General features: G+C 54.5%; 19 protein-coding genes. 10 read left to right on the top strand and 9 right to left on the bottom strand.

What is annotated here, in order from left to right; translation table 11 throughout:
• Positions 1-25 precede the first annotated feature (25 nt).
• Positions 26-790, bottom strand: coding sequence for a pyruvate dehydrogenase complex transcriptional repressor PdhR (gene pdhR, locus AAIR21_RS12485; RefSeq protein WP_013095596.1), 765 nt, complete (start codon positions 788-790; stop codon positions 26-28).
• Positions 791-1,327: 537 nt separating this feature from the next.
• On the opposite strand from pdhR, the gene aroP reads away from it, so the two are divergent.
• The 3 genes from aroP (at position 1,328) to AAIR21_RS12470 (ending at position 5,221) form a co-directional block, all read left to right on the top strand.
• On the top strand, positions 1,328-2,698 hold the full coding sequence (gene aroP, locus AAIR21_RS12480) for an aromatic amino acid transporter AroP (protein ID WP_014168651.1): 1,371 nt from the start codon (positions 1,328-1,330) through the stop codon (positions 2,696-2,698).
• A 164-nt stretch (positions 2,699-2,862) separates the two neighbouring features.
• Entirely contained in the window at positions 2,863-4,260 is a 1,398-nt protein-coding gene (locus AAIR21_RS12475; protein ID WP_014168649.1) for a glycoside-pentoside-hexuronide (GPH):cation symporter, read from the top strand.
• A 10-nt stretch (positions 4,261-4,270) separates the two neighbouring features.
• Positions 4,271-5,221: a glycoside hydrolase family 43 protein gene (locus tag AAIR21_RS12470; RefSeq protein WP_020882587.1), complete on the top strand. Its 951-nt coding sequence runs from the start codon at positions 4,271-4,273 to the stop codon at positions 5,219-5,221.
• Between the two features lie 18 nt (positions 5,222-5,239).
• Here the strand turns inward: AAIR21_RS12470 and ampE are convergent, their stop codons facing one another.
• Both ampE and ampD read right to left on the bottom strand, forming a co-directional pair.
• Positions 5,240-6,094, bottom strand: coding sequence for a beta-lactamase regulator AmpE (gene ampE, locus AAIR21_RS12465; RefSeq protein WP_020882586.1), 855 nt, complete (start codon positions 6,092-6,094; stop codon positions 5,240-5,242).
• A 9-nt stretch (positions 6,095-6,103) separates the two neighbouring features.
• Entirely contained in the window at positions 6,104-6,655 is a 552-nt protein-coding gene (ampD, locus tag AAIR21_RS12460; protein WP_020882585.1) for a 1,6-anhydro-N-acetylmuramyl-L-alanine amidase AmpD, read from the bottom strand.
• Between the two features lie 87 nt (positions 6,656-6,742).
• On the opposite strand from ampD, the gene nadC reads away from it, so the two are divergent.
• From nadC to hofC, 4 genes are all read left to right on the top strand, one after another.
• A complete protein-coding gene (nadC, locus tag AAIR21_RS12455; RefSeq protein WP_020882584.1) occupies positions 6,743-7,636 on the top strand; it encodes a carboxylating nicotinate-nucleotide diphosphorylase in 894 nt (297 codons plus the stop codon).
• Positions 7,637-7,809: 173 nt separating this feature from the next.
• Positions 7,810-8,247 carry a prepilin peptidase-dependent pilin gene (ppdD, locus tag AAIR21_RS12450; protein WP_047743422.1) on the top strand — a complete coding sequence of 146 codons (438 nt, stop codon included), beginning with the start codon at positions 7,810-7,812 and terminating at the stop codon, positions 8,245-8,247.
• A gap of 10 nt (positions 8,248-8,257) precedes the next feature.
• Entirely contained in the window at positions 8,258-9,640 is a 1,383-nt protein-coding gene (gene gspE, locus AAIR21_RS12445) for a type II secretion system protein GspE (RefSeq protein ID WP_041162424.1), read from the top strand.
• Positions 9,630-10,814 carry a protein transport protein HofC gene (hofC, locus tag AAIR21_RS12440; RefSeq protein ID WP_183516763.1) on the top strand — a complete coding sequence of 395 codons (1,185 nt, stop codon included), beginning with the start codon at positions 9,630-9,632 and terminating at the stop codon, positions 10,812-10,814. The genes gspE and hofC overlap by 11 nt, the downstream gene beginning before the upstream one ends.
• A gap of 33 nt (positions 10,815-10,847) precedes the next feature.
• On the opposite strand, the gene AAIR21_RS12435 is transcribed toward hofC, so the two are convergent.
• Positions 10,848-11,891, bottom strand: coding sequence for a GMP reductase (locus tag AAIR21_RS12435; protein WP_014168641.1), 1,044 nt, complete (start codon positions 11,889-11,891; stop codon positions 10,848-10,850).
• 228 nt (positions 11,892-12,119) lie between these two features.
• Between AAIR21_RS12435 and coaE the strand changes: the two genes are divergently transcribed.
• The 3 genes from coaE to yacG are packed head-to-tail and all read left to right on the top strand — an operon-like array spanning position 12,120 to position 13,687.
• The gene (gene coaE, locus AAIR21_RS12430; RefSeq protein ID WP_151712103.1) at positions 12,120-12,740 is read left to right on the top strand and encodes a dephospho-CoA kinase; all 621 of its coding nucleotides are present in this window, start codon (positions 12,120-12,122) and stop codon (positions 12,738-12,740) included.
• The gene (gene zapD / locus AAIR21_RS12425; RefSeq protein WP_014168639.1) at positions 12,740-13,483 is read left to right on the top strand and encodes a cell division protein ZapD; all 744 of its coding nucleotides are present in this window, start codon (positions 12,740-12,742) and stop codon (positions 13,481-13,483) included. Before coaE ends, zapD begins: the two co-directional genes overlap by 1 nt.
• 9 nt (positions 13,484-13,492) lie before the next feature.
• Positions 13,493-13,687, top strand: coding sequence for a DNA gyrase inhibitor YacG (yacG, locus tag AAIR21_RS12420; protein WP_020882580.1), 195 nt, complete (start codon positions 13,493-13,495; stop codon positions 13,685-13,687).
• A 1-nt stretch (position 13,688) separates the two neighbouring features.
• Here yacG and mutT read toward each other — a convergent pair whose 3' ends face one another.
• The 5 genes from mutT to ftsZ form a co-directional block, all read right to left on the bottom strand.
• Positions 13,689-14,081, bottom strand: a complete 393-nt coding sequence (gene mutT / locus AAIR21_RS12415; RefSeq protein ID WP_014168637.1) for an 8-oxo-dGTP diphosphatase MutT — start codon at positions 14,079-14,081, stop codon at positions 13,689-13,691.
• 57 nt (positions 14,082-14,138) lie between these two features.
• Positions 14,139-16,844, bottom strand: a complete 2,706-nt coding sequence (gene secA / locus AAIR21_RS12410) for a preprotein translocase subunit SecA (protein ID WP_014168636.1) — start codon at positions 16,842-16,844, stop codon at positions 14,139-14,141.
• A gap of 60 nt (positions 16,845-16,904) precedes the next feature.
• Complete coding sequence (secM, locus tag AAIR21_RS12405; RefSeq protein WP_165569255.1) at positions 16,905-17,408, bottom strand: secA translation cis-regulator SecM; 504 nt, start codon at positions 17,406-17,408, stop codon at positions 16,905-16,907.
• 283 nt (positions 17,409-17,691) lie between these two features.
• Positions 17,692-18,609, bottom strand: coding sequence for a UDP-3-O-acyl-N-acetylglucosamine deacetylase (gene lpxC, locus AAIR21_RS12400; protein WP_014168633.1), 918 nt, complete (start codon positions 18,607-18,609; stop codon positions 17,692-17,694).
• A gap of 101 nt (positions 18,610-18,710) precedes the next feature.
• On the bottom strand, positions 18,711-19,862 hold the full coding sequence (gene ftsZ, locus AAIR21_RS12395) for a cell division protein FtsZ (protein ID WP_008501978.1): 1,152 nt from the start codon (positions 19,860-19,862) through the stop codon (positions 18,711-18,713).
• Between the last annotated feature and the right edge of the window lie 6 nt (positions 19,863-19,868).

The raw sequence follows: 19,868 nt of genomic DNA, 5'->3' as shown, positions 1-19,868 counted from the left end.
GCCGCGCTCTAAAAAACCCTGGCGCTTAATCCTTTCGTTGCTGTATGCGGCGTAATGAACGTTCGCGACGCGATTGTTCACGGCTGCGGTCCAGCAAGATTTCCTCAATGAAAGCCAGATGTCGGTGCGACGCTTCGCGCGCCTGCTCCGGTTCCCCGGCCATTATCGCCTCGAATACTCGGGTGCGATGGTTGCTTACCAATGGGAGCATGTCCCGACGGGCATACAACAATTCAAAATTCTGACGAACGTTCTGGGCCAGCATCGGCTCCATGCAGCGTAGCAGATGGAGGAGCACAACATTGTGTGCAGCTTCGGTGACGGCGATTTGATACTGGACAACGGCATTGGACTCGGCGTCTAAATCGCCGGATTGCTGTGCCCGTTCAATGGCCTGATGAAGTTCGCGGATACGCACGCGATCTTCATCAGTGCTACGAAGTGCGGCGTAATAGGCCGCGATACCTTCTAGCGCGTGACGGGTCTCAAGCAGATCAAACTGGGATTCTGGGTGGTCAGAGAGAAGTTCTACCAGCGGATCGCTGAAGCTCTGCCACAGGCTGTTTTGCACAAAGGTTCCGCCGCCCTGGCGACGAAGCAGCAAGCCCTTTGCTTCGAGACGTTGAATCGCCTCACGCAGAGAGGGACGTGAAACGTCGAACTGTTTTGCCAGCTCGCGTTCTGGCGGAAGTTTCTCACCCGGGCGCAGTGTCCCTTCGAGGATTAAAAACTCCAGCTGCTGCTCAATCACATCAGATAGTTTTGGTTGGCGAATTTTGCTGTAGGCCATATTCCCTGTCTTACGCCTTTTTGCCCGGAGTCAATTGGTCTTACCAATTTCAAGTTCGTATCGCTAAAGTAACAAAGTATTCACCTTCTGTCCATATTGGTTTTGATTGAAATCAGTAAACCCTGCACATTTTAACAACCTTACAGAAATAACGTTTCAGAAATGTAACTTCGCACAAATGAGTTAGTTACTCCCTTAGTGGGAGTTTTAACCTTAATGAAACGAGGGTTTTTGCAATCTGAAGCGATTCAACAACGCAAAATATGAAATTTTGCCCACTTACGGAGCATTTCTATTCTATAGGTTGGGGTATGAAGGGTTAGCGGGGTGATTTACAAATGCTTTCTTTTTATTCAACTCGTCATCGCCCCGTCATAAAGCAGGTGCAATCGCTGGCGCTTACCACTATTCTGGCGCTTACGGAAGACATCTCCGCTTTTTTCGGTCTCATTGACTGTAAAGAAATAAATACAGAAAACGGATATTCATAATTACACACGCGTCGCGTGAACATAACAACCACACACGAGGTTTCAAATGGAAGCTCAACAGCACGGCGATCAGCTAAAGCGCGGTCTGAAGAACCGCCATATACAGCTAATCGCACTGGGCGGTGCTATTGGCACTGGACTGTTTCTGGGAAGTGCATCCGTTATCCAGTCTGCCGGTCCCGGCATTATTTTGGGTTACGCCATTGCCGGTTTTATCGCTTTTCTGATTATGCGCCAGTTAGGTGAAATGGTCGTTGAAGAGCCGGTTGCGGGCTCTTTCAGCCACTTTGCCTATAAGTACTGGGGCAGTTTCGCCGGTTTCGCGTCAGGCTGGAACTACTGGGTGTTGTACGTTCTGGTTGCCATGGCTGAACTAACCGCCGTCGGGAAATACATTCAGTTCTGGTACCCGGAGATCCCCACCTGGGCTTCTGCTGCGGCCTTCTTCGTCATTATTAACGCCATCAACCTCACCAACGTTAAAGTCTTCGGTGAGATGGAGTTCTGGTTTGCCATCATCAAAGTGGTTGCCGTCGTGGCGATGATCATCTTTGGCGGCTGGCTGCTGTTTAGCGGCAACGGTGGCCCGCAGGCCACGGTACGCAACCTCTGGGAACAGGGCGGCTTCCTGCCTCACGGCATGACGGGCCTCGTGATGATGATGGCAATCATTATGTTCTCCTTCGGTGGTCTGGAGCTGGTCGGCATCACCGCAGCTGAAGCTGACAACCCGGAGCAGAGCATCCCGAAAGCGACCAACCAGGTTATCTACCGTATTCTGATTTTCTATGTGGGCTCACTGGCCGTTCTGCTCTCTCTGCTGCCGTGGACGCGCGTTACTGCCGACACCAGCCCGTTTGTCCTGATTTTCCATGAGCTGGGCGATACCGTCGTGGCGAATGCGCTCAACATCGTGGTGCTGACGGCGGCGCTGTCGGTCTATAACAGCTGCGTATACTGCAACAGCCGTATGCTGTTCGGCCTGGCCCAGCAGGGTAACGCGCCGAAGATGCTGCTCAACGTCGACAAGCGTGGCGTTCCGGTGAACACCATCATCGTTTCGGCGATCGTAACGGCGCTGTGTGTCCTGATTAACTATCTGGCACCGGAATCGGCGTTTGGCCTGCTGATGGCGCTGGTGGTCTCTGCCCTGGTTATCAACTGGGCGATGATCAGCCTGGCACACATCAAGTTCCGCCGTGCCAAGCATCAGCAGGGCGTGAAGACTCGCTTCCCTGCCCTGCTCTATCCGCTGGGCAACTGGATCTGCCTGCTGTTTATGGCGGGAGTGCTGGTCATCATGCTGCTGACCCCGGGTATGGCAATCTCGGTGTACCTGATCCCAGTCTGGGTTGCCGTTCTTGGTATCGGCTATCTGTTTAGCCAGAAAAGCCGCAACGCCCTGAAAGCTCACTAAGTCTCCCCCGCGGTATCTGCGTTTTGCAGGTACCGCGTGTTGTTACCTCCCTCACAGTTTCACGCCAACAGCGTATTTATCCATATCACCGCCCTGATACTGCAACGCATATATTCGTTTGCCAGCAAATAATTCTCTCCATACCGTAACCCGGAGAGCAGTCTATGGATAACGCTAAACTGTCAGTAAAAGAAAAGATCGGCTATGGGATGGGCGATGCAGGTTGCAACATCATCTTTGGCGCCATCATGTTGTTTGTTAATTATTTTTATACCGATATTTTTGGCCTGGCGCCTGCACTGGTCGGCGTACTGCTGCTGTCTGTCCGCGTAATTGATGCCGTAACGGATCCGATTATGGGGGCCATCGCCGACCGTACCCGCAGTAAATATGGCCGGTTTCGTCCATGGCTGCTGTGGATTGCCTTTCCCTATGCGCTGTTCAGCATCCTGATGTTCACCACGCCAGAGTGGAGCTACAACAGCAAAGTTATCTATGCCTTCGTCACCTATTTCCTGCTCTCTTTAACCTATACGGCAATCAACATTCCTTACTGTTCGTTAGGCGGCGTGATTACCAACGATCCGCAGGAACGTGTTGCCTGCCAGTCCTATCGCTTTGTGCTGGTAGGTATCGCCACGCTGCTGCTGTCGCTGACGCTGTTACCGATGGCCGACTGGTTTGGTGGCGACAACAAAGCCAAAGGCTACCAGATGGCAATGACCGTGCTGGCGCTGATTGGTACCGGTATGTTCCTGTTCTGCTTCTATACCGTTCGCGAGCGTGTACGCCCGGCGGTACAGACTCATGACGAGCTGAAAAACGACCTGAAAGACGTGTGGAAGAACGACCAGTGGGTGCGCATTCTGCTGCTGACCCTGTGCAACGTGTGCCCGGGCTTTATCCGCATGGCGGCCACGATGTACTACGTGACCTGGGTTATGGGCCAGAGTACCCATTTCGCCACGCTGTTTATCAGCCTGGGCGTGGTTGGCATGATGCTCGGCAGTATGCTGGCGAAAGTCCTCACCGACCGCTGGTGTAAGCTCAAAGTCTTCTTCTGGACCAACATCGTGCTGGCGATTTTCTCCTGCGCCTTCTATTTCTTCGATCCGAAAGCCACGGTCACCATTGTGGTGCTCTACTTCCTGCTGAACATCCTGCACCAGATCCCGTCTCCGCTGCACTGGTCGCTGATGGCCGACGTCGATGACTACGGTGAGTGGAAAACCGGTAAGCGCATCACCGGGATCAGCTTCTCCGGTAACATCTTCTTCCTCAAACTGGGGCTGGCGATTGCCGGTGCGATGGTTGGTTTCCTGCTCTCCTGGTACGGTTATGACGCGGGGGCGAAAGCGCAAAGTCCGGATGCCATCAACGGCATTGTATTGCTGTTTACCGTGATTCCGGGCGTCGGGTATCTCATTACCGCAGGCGTGGTACGTCTGCTGAAGGTTGACCGCGAAACGATGAAGCAGATCCAGGAAGACCTCGAGAAGCGTCGCAACAATTATCGCGAGCTGAATAATTATCAGGAACTCAAAGCCGCTGAGACGAAATAAGGAAAGCCGAATGCACACCTGGCCAAACCCGTTTATTGAACAACGTGCCGACCCCTACATTCTGCACCACGAGGGTCTGTACTACTTTATCGCTTCCGTGCCGCAGTACGACAGGCTCGAGATCCGTCGCGCCGACTCGCTGGAAGGACTACGCGATGCCGAAGAGGTCGTGGTCTGGCGTAAACCGGAGACCGGGCCGATGAGCCAGCTGATCTGGGCACCGGAACTGCACCACATTGACGGTAAGTGGTATATCTATTTTGCAGCCACCCATACCCAGGCGCTGGACAGCCTCGGTATGTTCCAGCACCGCATGTTTGCGCTGGAGTGTGCGGACCACGATCCCCTCACCGGGACGTGGATCGAGAAAGGCCAGATTACCACCCCGTTCGACACCTTCGCACTGGACGCCACCACGTTCGTCCATCAGGGAAAACGCTGGTATTTGTGGGCACAAAAAGCCCCGGATATCTCCGGAAACTCCAACCTCTATCTGTGCGAAATGGCGAATCCGTGGACGCTCAAAGGCGAGCCGGTGATGCTCAGTAAACCGGAGTATGACTGGGAATGCCGCGGATTTTGGGTCAACGAAGGTCCGGCAGTGCTGTTTCACGAAGATAAGCTGTTTATCAGCTACTCCGCCAGCGCCACGGATGAGAACTATTGCATGGGGTTACTGTGGATAGACATGAATGCCGATCCGCAAAATCCGGCGAACTGGCATAAAGCGTCGCGTCCGGTTTTCCGAACCAGCGTCGAGAATCGTCAGTTTGGGCCCGGGCATAACAGCTTTACGCAAACGCCGGAGGGAGAAGACGTGCTGGTCTACCACGCGCGAAACTACACCGAGATTGAAGGCGACCCGCTCTATGACCCGAATCGTCACACGCGTCTGAAACACGTGCGCTGGGGCGAAAACGGGATGCCTGACTTTGGCATCCCGCCTGCTGATACGATCTGACCGGTACGGCGCGCTGGCTTAGACCAGCGTGCCGTAAATAGTCAGCAACGCCACGACCACGACCACCACAAACGACGTTTTCTTCGCCATGGAGACAGCCGCTTTCGGCGTTTCAATCTTGTCGGTATGCGGCTCACGCGCCAGCGAGAACTGCGCCAGACGTGTCAACACCTGATACTGAGACGTGTGGCGGTCGGCAAGCGAAGCAAACCATGCCGGCAGCGCTTTTTCACCGTGGCCAATTAACGCATAAACGACGCCCACCAGACGTACCGGGAGCCAGTCCAGCACATGCAGAATGGCATCGATACCCGACAATAAACGTTCATGCGGGGTAAGGTAACGGGCAAGCCAGGTCTGCCAGGCGCGCAGAAACGCATAGCCCATCAGCAGTACCGGCCCCCACGGACCGCCCACCACAAACCAGAACAGCGGTGCCAGGTAGTAACGGAAGTTGATCCACAGTAGCGCATTTTGCAGTTCGCGCAAAAATTCACGCTCATCGCAATCCGGCGGCACGCCGTGGATCATCGTCAGCTCGCTCGCCATGGCGCCCCGCGCATGGACATCGTCACGAGATGCGGCTTTCAGATAGGCGTGGTAGTGCATACGCACCTTGCCCGCGCCAATACAGAGCACGCCGAGCAGGATCCACACCACCAGCAGCGGCACGTTGAAAAAGAGGCCGTAAAGCGAACGCAGCAGTAAAAACGTTATAACCATCACGCCAGCGGTCATCAGCAGCGTGCGCAGCATGGAAAAATGTTTAATCCGGCGGAAAAGCACCTCCAGCCGGTGATCCAGATGCCAGTGCTCACCGAGTTTGAACAGGCGTTCAGCGATGATAACCAGCAGCATGGTAAACAACGTCATGTTATCTCCTTATTCTGACGACGCGGTAAGCAAGGCGCGAAACCGGGGCCAGTCAAAAGCCGGGCCGGGATCGGTTTTTCTCGCCGGGGCAATATCGCTGTGTCCCGTAATATTCCCGGCTATCGCGGGATAGAGCCCGATCAGCGTTTGGGTTACAGCCACCAACTGTTGATACTGTGAATCGGTGTAGGGGGTGGTGTCAGTGCCTTCCAGCTCAATCCCGATGGAAAAATCATTGCAGCGGTCGCGTCCCTGGTACATCGACACGCCGGCATGCCAGGCACGCTTATCAAAAGGGACGTACTGAACCACTTCGCCGTCGCGACGGATCAGACAGTGAGCCGACACGCGCAGATGCGCAATCTCAGCAAAGAAAGGATGGGCATCAGGATCCAGGTTCCCCGTGAATAATGCGTCGATCCACGGGCCGCCAAACTCACCCGGCGGGAGACTGATATTATGAACAACCAGCAGTGTGGGCTTTTCATCCTCCGGGCGGCAGTCGTGGTGCGGCGAGGGCACATGCCGCGCATCCACCAGCCATCCGTTTTCTAACAACATGCTGGAACTCCTTATGTATGGTGCTGTTACTCGGTTCAGAGTAGCATGTTTCAATATTATGATTCGTTACCAATTTGGAGTTTTATCATGCCGCCTCGCCGTTACAACCCCGACAACCGACGTGAAGCGCTTCTGGAACGTATTAATATGGATATTCCGGCAAGCGTTGCCCATGCCCTGAAAGAAGATCTGGGCGGTGACGTCAGCGCCGACAGGGATATTACCGCACAATTATTGCCAAAAGAGACTCGCTCACATGCGGTCATTATTACGCGCGAAGAGGGTATTTTTTGCGGTAAGCGTTGGGTTGAAGAGGTCTTTACCCAACTGGCAGGCGATGAGGTGCAGATCACCTGGCATGTCGACGACGGTGATGCGATTACGGCAAATCAGCCGCTGTTCGAACTTGATGGGCCTTCCCGTGTACTGCTGACCGGCGAACGAACCGCGCTGAACTTCGTGCAGACGTTGTCCGGTGTGGCAAGCGAAGTACGTCGCTACGTTGACCTGCTGGCGGGTACCCGCACGCAGTTGCTGGATACCCGCAAAACGCTACCGGGTCTGCGCACTGCGTTGAAATACGCGGTGCTCTGTGGCGGCGGTGCAAACCATCGTCTGGGGTTGTCTGACGCGTTCCTGATTAAAGAGAACCATATCATTGCCTCGGGATCCGTGCGTCAGGCGGTCGAAAAAGCCTTCTGGCTGCATCCGGATGTGCCCGTCGAAGTGGAAGTCGAAAACCTGGAGGAGCTGGAGCAGGCTATCAAGGCCGGCGCCGATATCATCATGCTTGATAACTTCGAAACCGAGCAGATGCGCGAGGCGGTAAAACTGACCAACGGCAAAGCCCAGCTTGAAGTATCCGGCAACGTGACGTTTGATACGATCCGTGAATTCGCCGAGACCGGCGTTGATTTTATCTCCGTTGGGGCGCTGACCAAGCACGTTCGCGCCCTCGACCTCTCGATGCGCTTCAAATAATGACCCTCCCCTCTCGTTGCGGAGAGGGGAAATTCACTCCCGCTCGCAAAACCATTGCCCTACCCTGCAACACGTCACGAATTCCCTGAAAGCCCCTTCACGTTCCTTTTTTTGCCCCTCGTTTCTGCGCTGTCTCACTGCCAGAGTAGCCCTACTTAACGTAAGGAGCAGACATGGACAGACAACAAGGATTCACACTCATTGAGCTGATGGTGGTGATCGGCATTATTGCCATTCTGAGCGCCATCGGCGTTCCCGCGTACCAGAACTACCTGCGAAAAGCAGCGTTGACCGATATGCTGCAAACCTTCATTCCCTACCGCACCGCCATTGAGCTTTGCGCCCTGGATCACGGCGGCGTGGAGAGCTGTGACGGAGGCAGTAATGGTATCCCGTCCCCCACCACTACCCGCTACGTTTCAGGCATGAACGTGGCGAAAGGCGTCGTGACCTTAACCGGCCAGGAGAGCCTTAACGGGCTGGAGGTGGTCATGACGCCACAATGGAATGATGGCAACGGCATGACGGGTTGGACGCGTGACTGCAACATCGGTACCGACAGCGCGCTCAAGCAGGCCTGTGAAGACGTTTTCCGCTTCGACACCCACTGAGGAGCAGATGATGAATACCGATCAGCTTGTCGCACTTTGTCTGCGTCACCATGCCCTTCTGCTGAGCAGCGATAGCGACATGATTAGCATTGCCGTCGTGGGAAACCCCGGTCCTGAACTGATGGAAGCCCTGCGTTTCGCTACCCAGAAACGGATTGATATCGAGTGCTGGAGCGCCGAGCGCATGGAAAAGCACCGGCAGTTAACCACACAAACGCATCTGCCCGTCGTTACGCCGACACACTCAGCGGTGGATATTCTTAACCACACGCTGCAGCAGGCGATAAACCAACGCGCTTCTGATATTCATATTGAACCGATGGAGCAGACTTGCCAGATTCGCCTGCGCATCGACGGCGTGCTTTGCCCGCAGCCCCCACTTTCAGCCGCGCTGGCCACCATGCTCAGCGCCCGGTTAAAAGTGCTGGGTAACCTCGATATTGCGGAGCGCCGCTTACCGCAGGACGGTCAGTTTACGATTGAGCTGGCAAACGAGCCGGTCTCATTTCGCATCGCCACGCTTCCCTGCAGCGGCGGTGAAAAAATTGTACTGCGCCTGCTGCATCAGGTTCAGCAATCTCTTGAGCCAGAAACGTTGGGGATGAATACTAAACAGCTGGCCGGCTTTAGCGAAGTGCTCCACCAGCCGCAGGGGCTGATTCTGGTTACCGGCCCCACCGGCAGCGGTAAAACCGTAACGCTGTACAGCGCGCTGCAGGCTCGAAACACGCCGGATGTGAACATCTGCAGCGTGGAAGACCCGATAGAGATCCCGCTTGCAGGATTAAACCAGACGCAGATAAACCCGCGTGCGGGCCTTACCTTCCAGACGGTGCTGAGAGCGCTGCTACGTCAGGATCCTGACATCATTATGGTCGGCGAAATTCGTGATGGCGAAACGGCAGAGATTGCCATTAATGCCGCACAAACCGGGCATCTGGTGTTGTCGACGCTACACACCAACTCGACGGCGGAAACCCTGATCCGCCTGCAGCAGATGGGGGTGGCGCGATGGATGATCTCTTCCGCCCTCTCGCTGGTCATCGCCCAGCGGCTGGTGCGCCGTTTATGCCCCCATTGCCGCCAGGAAACCGACAAGCGGGCAGAACTGCCTCGCTCCGTTTGGCCCCGGCCGCTGCCGCGCTGGCAACCCACCGGCTGTGAGCGCTGTTATCACGGTTTTTATGGTCGCGTCGCCATTTTTGAAGTGCTCGTCATTGACCAGACACTCCGGCAGGCCATTGCCAGCGGAGCGGGGTCAGAGGTGATTGAGGCCAGCGCCCGTCAGGCAGGAATGACCTCCCTTTTCGAACATGGCTGTATGGCTGTTGAACAGGGACTGACCACGCTCGAAGAGTTGCTGCGTATCCTGGGAATGCCCGATGGCTGCTAATCACCTCTGGCGCTGGCGTGCGTTATCCGTTGAAGGAGAGCCCCGAAGCGGGGCTCTGTGGGCAACTGACCGCAATGCGGCTTTCGACAGGCTGATGCGCAAAGCGCTACATCCTCTGACAATCACCCGCTGCACGCAGAGGTATCGCTGGCGACCACATCACCGCTACGAGGTATTTCACCAGCTCGCCACGCTTTTGCAGGCAGGCCTGACACTGTCTGACAGCCTGCAGATGCTGGCGGACCAGCATCCGATAACCCCCTGGCAGGCACTCTTGCAAAGCCTTGCCGATGAGCTGAGTGAAGGATGCCCTTTTTCTGAGGCGCTGAAGCGTTGGCCCGCGGTATTTAGCCCACTGTATGTGTCGATGGTGAAGACCGGCGAGCTAACCGGGAAGCTGGAGACGTGCTGCCGTGAACTTGCCCAGCAACAAAAATCACAGCAGCAACTCAGTGCGAAAGTGAAAAAGGCACTGCGTTACCCGATGGTAATCCTGGCTCTGGCGGTACTCGTGGTGCTGGCCATGGTCACTCTGGTCTTGCCCGAATTCGCCGCCATCTACAAAACGTTTAATACCCCGCTCCCGATGCTGACACAGATAGTCATGGGAATGGCAACGTTTATACAGTCCTATGCCCTCGCGCTGTTCGCGGGGCTACTCCTTCCCGTGATCATCGCCTGGGGTTTGCGGCAGGATCCACGCTGGCAACACGTACTGCTGCATATCCCCGTCATGGGCGCGCTGGCTAAAGGACAAAAGCTGGGGCAAATTTTTACCGTGCTGTCGCTCACGCAGCAGGCGGGCATCGCTTTTTTAAAGGGTCTGGAGAGTGCAGAAGAGACGGTTGAGAGCAGGTACTGGCAGGGGATACTCCGCGCCATCCGGGAAGACATTGAAAAGGGTAATCCCCTTTGGGCATCCTTTCAAAAGGCGGCGGTTTTTACTCCGCTGTGTATTCAGCTATTGCGAACCGGTGAAACGTCAGGTGCGCTCGACATCATGCTGGTAAACCTGGCGCGTCACCACACGGAGCAAACCTTTCAGTCAGCAGATAACCTGGCTGCCGTGCTGGAGCCTGTGCTGCTGATTGTGACGGGTGTGATTATCGGCACGCTGGTGGTGGCAATGTATTTGCCTATCTTCCATCTCGGGGATGCGATGAGTGCGGGATAACGCTGGCACACGGATGTGCGCCAGCTTACGCGATTACAGGCTATTGAAAACGCGGTTTTCCTGTTCCTGAACGCGGATAAAGGTCGTGCGTTTCGTCAACTCTTTCAGGCGGGATGCCCCCACATAGGTGCAGGCCGAACGCAGGCCACCAAGAATATCACGCGCGGTATTCTCAACCGGGCCGCGCAGCGGCAGCTTCACGGTTTTGCCTTCTGCCGCACGGTATTTTGCAACGCCACCCACGTGACGGGTCATCGCCGATTCAGAGCTCATACCGTAGAACAACATAAATTTCTCACCGTTCTCTTCCACCACGGTACCGCCACTCTCTTCGTGGCCTGCCAGCATACCGCCAAGCATCACGAAGTCTGCGCCGCCGCCGAAAGCTTTCGCGACATCACCCGGGGTAGTACAACCGCCGTCACTGATGATCTGGCCGCCCAGGCCGTGCGCAGCATCGGCACATTCAATAACCGCAGAAAGCTGCGGATAACCGACACCGGTTTTCACACGCGTGGTGCACACGGAACCCGGGCCAATGCCCACTTTGACGATATCTGCGCCAGAGAGGATCAGCTCCTCACACATCTCGCCGGTCACTACGTTACCCGCAATGATGGTTTTGTTCGGCCAGGCTTCACGCGCCTTGCTCACGAACTGCACGAAGTGTTCGGAATAACCATTCGCTACATCAATACAGACGAAGTTCAGCGCGGGGTTACTCTTGAGGATTTGTTTGGTCTTTTCGAAATCGGCATCTGAGGTTCCGGTAGAGACCATCACATGCTTCACGACCTCAGCAGAAGCGGATGCCACAAAGGCGTTCCACTCTTCAGGGCTGTAGTGTTTGTGAACTGCCGTGAGGATGTCGAACTGTGCCAGCGCGGTTGCCATCTCGAAGGTTCCCACGGTGTCCATATTGGCAGCGATGATCGGCACGCCAGACCAGGTCTGACCGGAATGTTTAAAGGTGAATTGACGTTCGAGTTCAACGTCTGAGCGACTTTTCAGTGTAGAGCGTTTAGGGCGGATAAGAACGTCTTTGAAACCTAACTTCAGATCTTCTTCGATACGCATGTGCGGATTCCTGGGGTTAGAGGCAAATATGTTAAAAGCACAACTCCAGTGACGTTATCATACGCACTAATACCTGCTCCGCAAGACTGCGAAATTCTCTTTTTTTACGCTACAATCCTATAAATTTACCTGGTAAAAAGCCGGTAAAGAGAGCTAAACATTGGCTGGCACACGTTTGAATTTCAACCAACTGATTTTAATAATGAATAATTCCCAGGATTTGATTTAATGGGGTATACCGTCGCATTAACCGGCGGCATCGGTAGTGGCAAAAGTACCGTTGCGGACGCTTTCGCTCGCCTGGGTATCGCGATTATCGATGCCGATATCATTGCCCGTCAGGTGGTAGAACCGAATACACCCGCGTTAAAGACCATTGAAGAACATTTTGGTCCGGCCATCATCAATGCAGACGGCACGCTAAATCGCCGACAGCTTCGCGAATGCATTTTTTCCGATTCTGCGGAAAAGGTCTGGCTTAATGCCCTGCTCCACCCCATTATCCACCAGGAAACTCAGCGTCAGATTGCCGCCGCCCGCTCACCGTATGTGCTGTGGGTAGTTCCGTTGCTGGTAGAAAATCAGCTACAGAAGAAAGCCGATCGGGTTCTGGTCATTGATGTCCTTCCCGAAACGCAAATCCAGCGAACCATGACGCGCGATCGCGTCTCGCGCGAACATGCCGAACAAATTCTTGCCGCTCAGGCCACGCGCGATCAGCGCCTGGCCGTTGCGGATGATGTTATTGATAATAACGGCGCACCAGATGCCATTGCATCGGATGTTGCCCGTCTGCACGCGCAGTATTTGACCTTCGCCGCGCAGGCCGTTGCACAGGAAAAACCATAATGTCGACTCACATCCTTTTTGAGCATCCGCTTAACGAAAAAATGCGTACCTGGCTGCGTATCGAATTTCTTATTCAACAACTCTCGCAACATCTGCCTGTCAACGATCACGCCACTGCGTTGCACTTCTTCCGCAATGTGGGCGACCTGCTGGATGTGATTGAGCGTGGAGATGTTCGCACCGAATTACTGAAAGAACTTGAGCGTCAGCAGCGTAAACTGCAGGCATGGGCGGAAGTTCCGGGTGTTGATCAAAGCCGTATCGATTCCCTGCGTCAGCAGTTAAAAAGCAGTAGCAGCACGTTAATGGCTGCCCCTCGCGTTGGCCAGTTTTTGCGTGAAGATCGCTTGATTGCCCTGGTACGCCAGCGCCTGAGTATTCCCGGTGGATGCTGCAGCTTTGACCTGCCGACGCTTCATATGTGGCTGCACATGCCGCAAACGCAGCGTGATGCGCAGGTGAATATCTGGCTGGAAAGCCTGGAGCCGATGCACCGGACGTTATCGCTGATCCTCGATCTTATCCGTAACTCTGCGCCGTTCCGCAAGCAGACCAGCCTGAACGGTTTTTACCAGGATAACGGGGACGATGCCGATCTGCTGCGACTGAACCTTTCGCTCGACGTGCAGCTTTACCCGCAAATTTCCGGGCATAAGAGCCGTTTTGCGATTCGCTTTATGCCGCTGGACAGTGAAAATGGCACCGTGCCGGAACGCCTCGATTTTGAACTGGCCTGTTGTTAAGGAGTGCCAATGTCTGACGTAACCATCGTAAACTGCCCAACCTGTGGCAAAAGTGTTGTCTGGGGCGAAGTGAGCCCATACCGCCCATTCTGCTGTAAACGCTGTCAGTTAATTGACCTGGGCGAATGGGCGGCGGAAGAGAAACGCATTCCGAGTGAAGGCACTCTTTCGGACAGCGATGACTGGAGTGAAGAACAGCAGTAAATTAAACGCCCTGCACTAACCGGGTAATCACAGGCTCATTTGCCGGCGGGAATTTGTCGGCATCGCTTGCCTGCAGTTCAACCCAGTTACCCGGTTGCCCCTCTTTGCCCCAGGGATCCCCCTCCCAGTTTTCCACCAGCCAGAACCAAAGTGTAATGTGACGATCGGGAAACTGGTATTCGAGCTTGTCAAACAGCGTTGCGCCAAGCGGGGTGATCCCCACTTCTTCCTGAAGCTCACGGATCAGCGCCTGTTCCGGCGTTTCGCCTGACTCGATTTTCCCGCCCGGAAACTCCCATTTGTTCGCCATATGGGCGTCGGCGGCGCGCTGGGTGATAAAGAACTGGTTTTGCGGGTTGCGAATAATCCCGACGGCAATTTGCAGTATTTTCATATTGTCACTTCCATAAAAAAGGCGCAGATTTCTGCGCCTTTTTGTTTTGTTATGAATTTAGCTCAGACGACCGTGGCACGCCTTGTATTTTTTACCGGAACCACACGGGCACGGATCGTTGCGGCCAACTTTACGATCGCCAGTCTGGGCCGCGATCGCTGCCGCAGCTTCGCTCTCGTCAGTCTGGTGGCTCAGCTGTTGCATCTGTGCCAGACGCTCAGCTTCTTCACGGCGCTGTTGCTCCATTGCTTCCACTTCTTCTGGCATGCGTACCTGAACTTTGCTCAGGGTGCTGATCACTTCATACTTCAGTGACTCCAGCATGGACGCAAACATGGCGAAGGATTCACGCTTGTACTCCTGCTTCGGATCTTTCTGCGCGTAACCACGCAGGTGGATACCCTGACGCAGGTAGTCCATCGCCGCCAGGTGCTCTTTCCACAGGGAGTCCAGCGTTTGCAGCATCACGCCTTTTTCGAAGTGACGCATCATCTCAGCGCCAACGACTTCTTCCTTACGCTTGTATACGTCCAGCGCGGTTTCGAAAATACGTTCACGCAGGGTCTCTTCGTGCAGCTCAGGCTCTTTGTCCAGCCACTCTTTGATTGGCAGTTCGAGGTCGAAGTCGTTTTTCAGGCGTTCCTGCAGACCTTCGATATCCCACATTTCTTCCAGAGACTGCGGTGGAATATGCGCGTCGATAGTCGCTTTGAATACGTCTTCGCGAATGCTGTTGATGGTGTCGCTCACGTCGGACACGTCCAGCAGTTCGTTACGCTGGGTATAGATGGCACGACGCTGGTCGTTGGCCACATCATCATATTCCAGCAGCTGCTTACGAATATCGAAGTTGCGGCTTTCCACTTTACGCTGGGCGTTAGCAATCGCTTTGGTGACCCACGGGTGTTCAATGGCTTCGCCAGGTTTCATACCCAGTTTACGCATCATGCCAGAAACACGGTCGGAGGCGAAAATACGCATCAGCGCATCTTCCATAGACAGGTAGAAGCGGGAAGAACCGGCATCGCCCTGACGACCCGCACGGCCGCGCAGCTGGTTATCGATACGACGAGATTCGTGACGTTCGGTACCAATGATATGCAAACCACCGGATGCCAGCACCGCGTCATGGCGTACCTGCCAGTCCGCTTTAATCTGAGCAATCTGCTCCGGCGTTGGGTTTTCCAGCTCGGCAATCTCTGCCTGCCAGCTACCACCCAGCATAATGTCGGTACCACGACCCGCCATGTTGGTGGCGATTGTTACCGCTGCCGGGTAACCCGCCTGCGCAACGATATCCGCCTCTTTGGCGTGGAATTTGGCGTTCAGAACGTTGTGTTTGATGCCCGCTTTGGTCAACTCATTGGAAACCACTTCGGATTTCTCGATGGAGATTGTCCCCACCAGCACCGGCTGGCCATTAGCGGTACGATCGCGAATATCTTCAATGATCGCCTGAATTTTTTCCGCTTCGGTCATGTACACCAGGTCCGGCATATCCTTACGGATCATTGGACGGTTGGTGGGTACGACCACGGTATCCAGTTTGTAGATGGAGCTGAATTCAAATGCTTCGGTATCTGCAGTACCGGTCATCCCCGCCAGCTTCTCGTACAAACGGAAGTAGTTCTGGAAGGTAATAGAGGCCAGCGTCTGGTTTTCATTTTGAATATCAACGCCTTCTTTGGCCTCAACGGCCTGGTGCAGACCGTCAGACCAGCGACGTCCCTGCATGGTACGGCCGGTGTGCTCATCAACGATGATAACTTCACCGTCTTTCACGATGTAGTCGACATCGCGGGTGAACAGCGCGTGGGCACGCAGCGCGGCAGTGACGTGGTGCATCAGCATAATGTTCGTCGGAGAGTACAGAGACTCGCCCTCTTCCATGATGCCTTCAGCCACCAGCAGCTCTTCAATTTTCACCAGACCGCGTTCGGTCAGGTTCACCTGGCGCGCTTTTTCATCGACAGAGAAGTGGCCTTCACCCTGGAAGGTGTCGGAATCTTCTTTCTCCTGACGCAGCAGGTGCGGAATGATTTTATCGACTTTACGGTACATCTCGGAGCTGTCTTCGGCCGGGCCGGAGATGATCAGCGGGGTACGCGCTTCATCGATCAGGATGGAGTCCACCTCATCCACCAGCGCATAGTGCAGTTTACGCTGCACGCGCTCTTCAGGGCTAAACGCCATGTTGTCACGCAGGTAGTCGAAGCCGTATTCGTTGTTGGTACCGTAGGTGATATCCGCGTTATAGGCTTCACGTTTGGCGGGGGCCGGCAGACCGGACATGTTGATGCCAACGGTCATGCCCAGGAATTCGAACAGGGGACGGTTGTTTTCGGCATCACGCTGTGCCAGATAGTCGTTGACAGTAACGACGTGAACGCCTTTACCGGTCAGTGCGTTCAGGTAGGCGGGCAGCGTTGCGGTCAGGGTTTTACCTTCACCGGTACGCATTTCCGCGATGCAGCGCTCGTTAAGCACCATACCACCCAGCAGCTGAACGTCGAAGTGACGCATGCCAAACACACGTTTACTGGCCTCACGCACAACGGCGAAGGCTTCCGGGATCAGGCTTTCCAGCGTTTCGCCTTTTTCAAGACGCGCGCGGAATTCTACGGTTTTCGCTTTCAGCTCGTCATCAGAGAGCTTCTCCATCGCCGGTTCCATGCCATTGATGACGGTAACAGCTTTGCGCATACGGCGCAGGGTACGATCGTTACGACTACCAAAAACTTTTGTTAACAATTTGATTAGCATAATAAATTCTCAAACGCCCCAGGTTGGGCAGATAAATTAAGGTATTGAAAAAAGGTTAATTTAGCTGAGGCGTTGAGGCCCGGCGCGGATGCCGTGGGCCTGGCTAATCCATGTCGAAACGGAGAAGGTCGCAGGAGGAACGTTAGCGATTTGCGAGGTCTGACGCACCATGACGGGTGGTTGACTGTCCTGCGTAAGCAGCGCGTTAAGCGTGTCCAGCAGAGCAAGATGCTGCGCCTGTACCGGCAGCGTCTCTTCAGCAACAGGCAGTGCCTGCGGAGCCATCGCAAATGACAGATGGCGAATAACGGTACGGATCGCATGCTGGTGCCAGTAATCCACCGAGAAATTCGGGCGGCGATTGGCTTCAAGCCACGCCAGGTTAGTAAAATTAACCCGCGTGTTGAGATCGTGTTTGGTTGTGGAGGTCTTCGTCGGCGTCGCCGCTTCCGCACTGTTGCTGAGCGCAGGCAAGCCGAAACTCGCCGCGACCATCCCTAATAAGAGATGCGGCCAGAAGTAACGTCTGCCAAATTGTCGCCAGCGCGTCAGTATTCCGCTCACTTGCTCCACCACATTAAGCCAGCCTTCAACAGGCTGAATTCAATTATTCTTTTAAGCGCCCAGATATTACCACTAAAGCCAATACACAGCAGCAGGAATGACGTATTGCTGCGGGGAAAAACGGTCAAGAATGCAGCTAACGCACAGATTTTCTGCACCGGGCAAACGAGAAGTGACGCTGGGGCAAATAAATGAAGAAGGGTAAAAATAAAAACGACTGGTCTCCCTGGTCGGAGAGAGTACCAGGTTAACCAGTCGATTTTTTACGAAACGGCTTTAACCGTTACGCCAGTACCGTGTTCGGTGCTTTGAAGGCCAGCGGCAGCTCAGCTTCGTCTTCAAAGGTCACATATTCCCAGGCTTCCTGTTTTGCCAGGACTGCCTGCAACAGTTTGTTGTTCAGTGCATGACCGGATTTAAACGCGGTAAATGCACCAATGATGTTGTGACCACACATAAACAGGTCGCCGATAGCATCCAGCATTTTGTGACGAACGAATTCATCTTCAAAACGCAGACCATCTTCGTTCAGTACGCGATAATCGTCAACAACGATGGCACAATCGAAGCTGCCGCCCAGGCACAGGCCGCGGGACTGCAGATATTCGATATCACGCATGAAGCCAAACGTACGGGCACGGCTGATCTGGCGCATAAACGCATCAGCAGAGAAGTTCATCGCATAGCGTTGGGTGCTGGCATCAATCGCCGGATGGTTAAAATCGATGGTAAAGTCCAACGAGAAACCATTGTACGGTTTGAATTCAGCCCATTTGTCGCCATCTTCGACGCGAACGGTCTCTTTGATACGAACAAATTTTTTCGCGCAGTTCAGTTCTTCGATGCCGGCATCCAGCAACAGATAGACGAACGGAGCAGCACTACCATCCATGATCGGGATTTCTGGCGCATCGACTTCAACCATAATGTTGTCGATACCCAGACCCGCCAGGGCGGCGTTCAGGTGCTCTACGGTAGAAATCCGCACGTCATGCTCGTTCACCAGACAAGTACAGAGCATAGTATCACGCACAGATTTGGCATCGGCCGGAAAGTCTACCGGTGGATTCAAGTCGGTGCGACGATAGATGACCCCGGTATTGGCCGGCGCAGGGCGTAACGTCAGTGTGACTTTCTTGCCGGTATGTAAACCGACACCAGTCGCCTGAACGATACGTTTAAGTGTCCTTTGTTTGATCATCGTATAATCTCGCCAAATTAACTATCCAACCGAAAGTGTATATCACTGACGGTGGGCCAGTTTAGCACAAAGAGCGAAAATCCCCAAATTCCAGCCAATTCTTAGTCAGCTTGCTTGCGCAGGAACGCCGGGATATCCAGATAATCTGGCTCTTTCGCCGTTTGCGGAGTGGGGTCGTTAACCACTTTCGCGGCCGGTTTCTGCTCCTGAGTCAGAGGAGACATACCGTGCTGCTGGTAACGATCCATAACCGGCTGCTGAGTCTGTTTGTTGGTCACCAGGGTGATCTCAGGACGCTTGTCCATACCGATACCGGTAGCAACAACAGTAACACGCAGCTCGTCGTTCATTTCCGGGTCAAGGGAAGTACCGATTACCACGGTAGCGTTGTCAGAGGCGAACGCACGGATAGTGTTACCCACGGTTTCAAACTCATCCAGACGCAGGTCGAAGCCAGCGGTAATGTTGACCAGCACGCCGCGCGCACCAGACAGGTCGATATCTTCCAGCAGTGGAGAAGAGATAGCCATTTCAGCCGCTTCTTCTGCACGGTCTTCACCGCTTGCCACGCCAGAGCCCATCATCGCGTAGCCCATTTCGGACATCACGGTACGAACGTCTGCAAAGTCAACGTTCATCAGACCCGGACGGGTAATCAGTTCAGCGATACCCTGCACCGCGCCTTTCAGCACGTCGTTGGCTGCGCCAAAAGCGTCCAGCAGAGAGATACCGCGACCCAGAACTTTCAACAGTTTGTCGTTCGGAATGGTAATCAACGAGTCCACGTGCTTGGACAGTTCAGTGATACCCTGCTCCGCGAAAGCCATACGCTTCTTGCCTTCAAAGTTGAAAGGCTTGGTCACGACAGCAACGGTCAGGATACCTAAATCTTTCGCTACTTCAGCCACAACAGGTGCTGCGCCGGTACCCGTACCGCCACCCATACCCGCTGCGATAAAGACCATGTCCGCACCTTCCAGTGCAGCGCGCAGGGCCTCACGATCTTCTTCAGCCGCATTACGACCGACTTCCGGGTTAGCCCCAGCGCCCAGCCCTTTGGTGATGCCACCGCCGATCTGGATAGTCTGGCCTACAGCCGTCTTACGCAGTGCCTGTGCATCGGTGTTAACTGCAAAGAACTCAACACCTTCAATGCGTTCACGCACCATATGCTCTACGGCGTTACCGCCGCCGCCACCGACGCCGATGACTTTAATCACCGCGTCGTTGGTCAGTTCCATAGGTTCAAACATAATTTC

The sequence above is a fragment of the Enterobacter sp. PTB genome, assembly GCF_051130085.1.
Classification (GTDB): Bacteria; Pseudomonadota; Gammaproteobacteria; order Enterobacterales; family Enterobacteriaceae; genus Enterobacter; species Enterobacter ludwigii.
The sequence above is the reverse complement of the archived record's forward strand: the minus strand, read 5'-3'. Positions and strand labels throughout refer to the sequence as shown.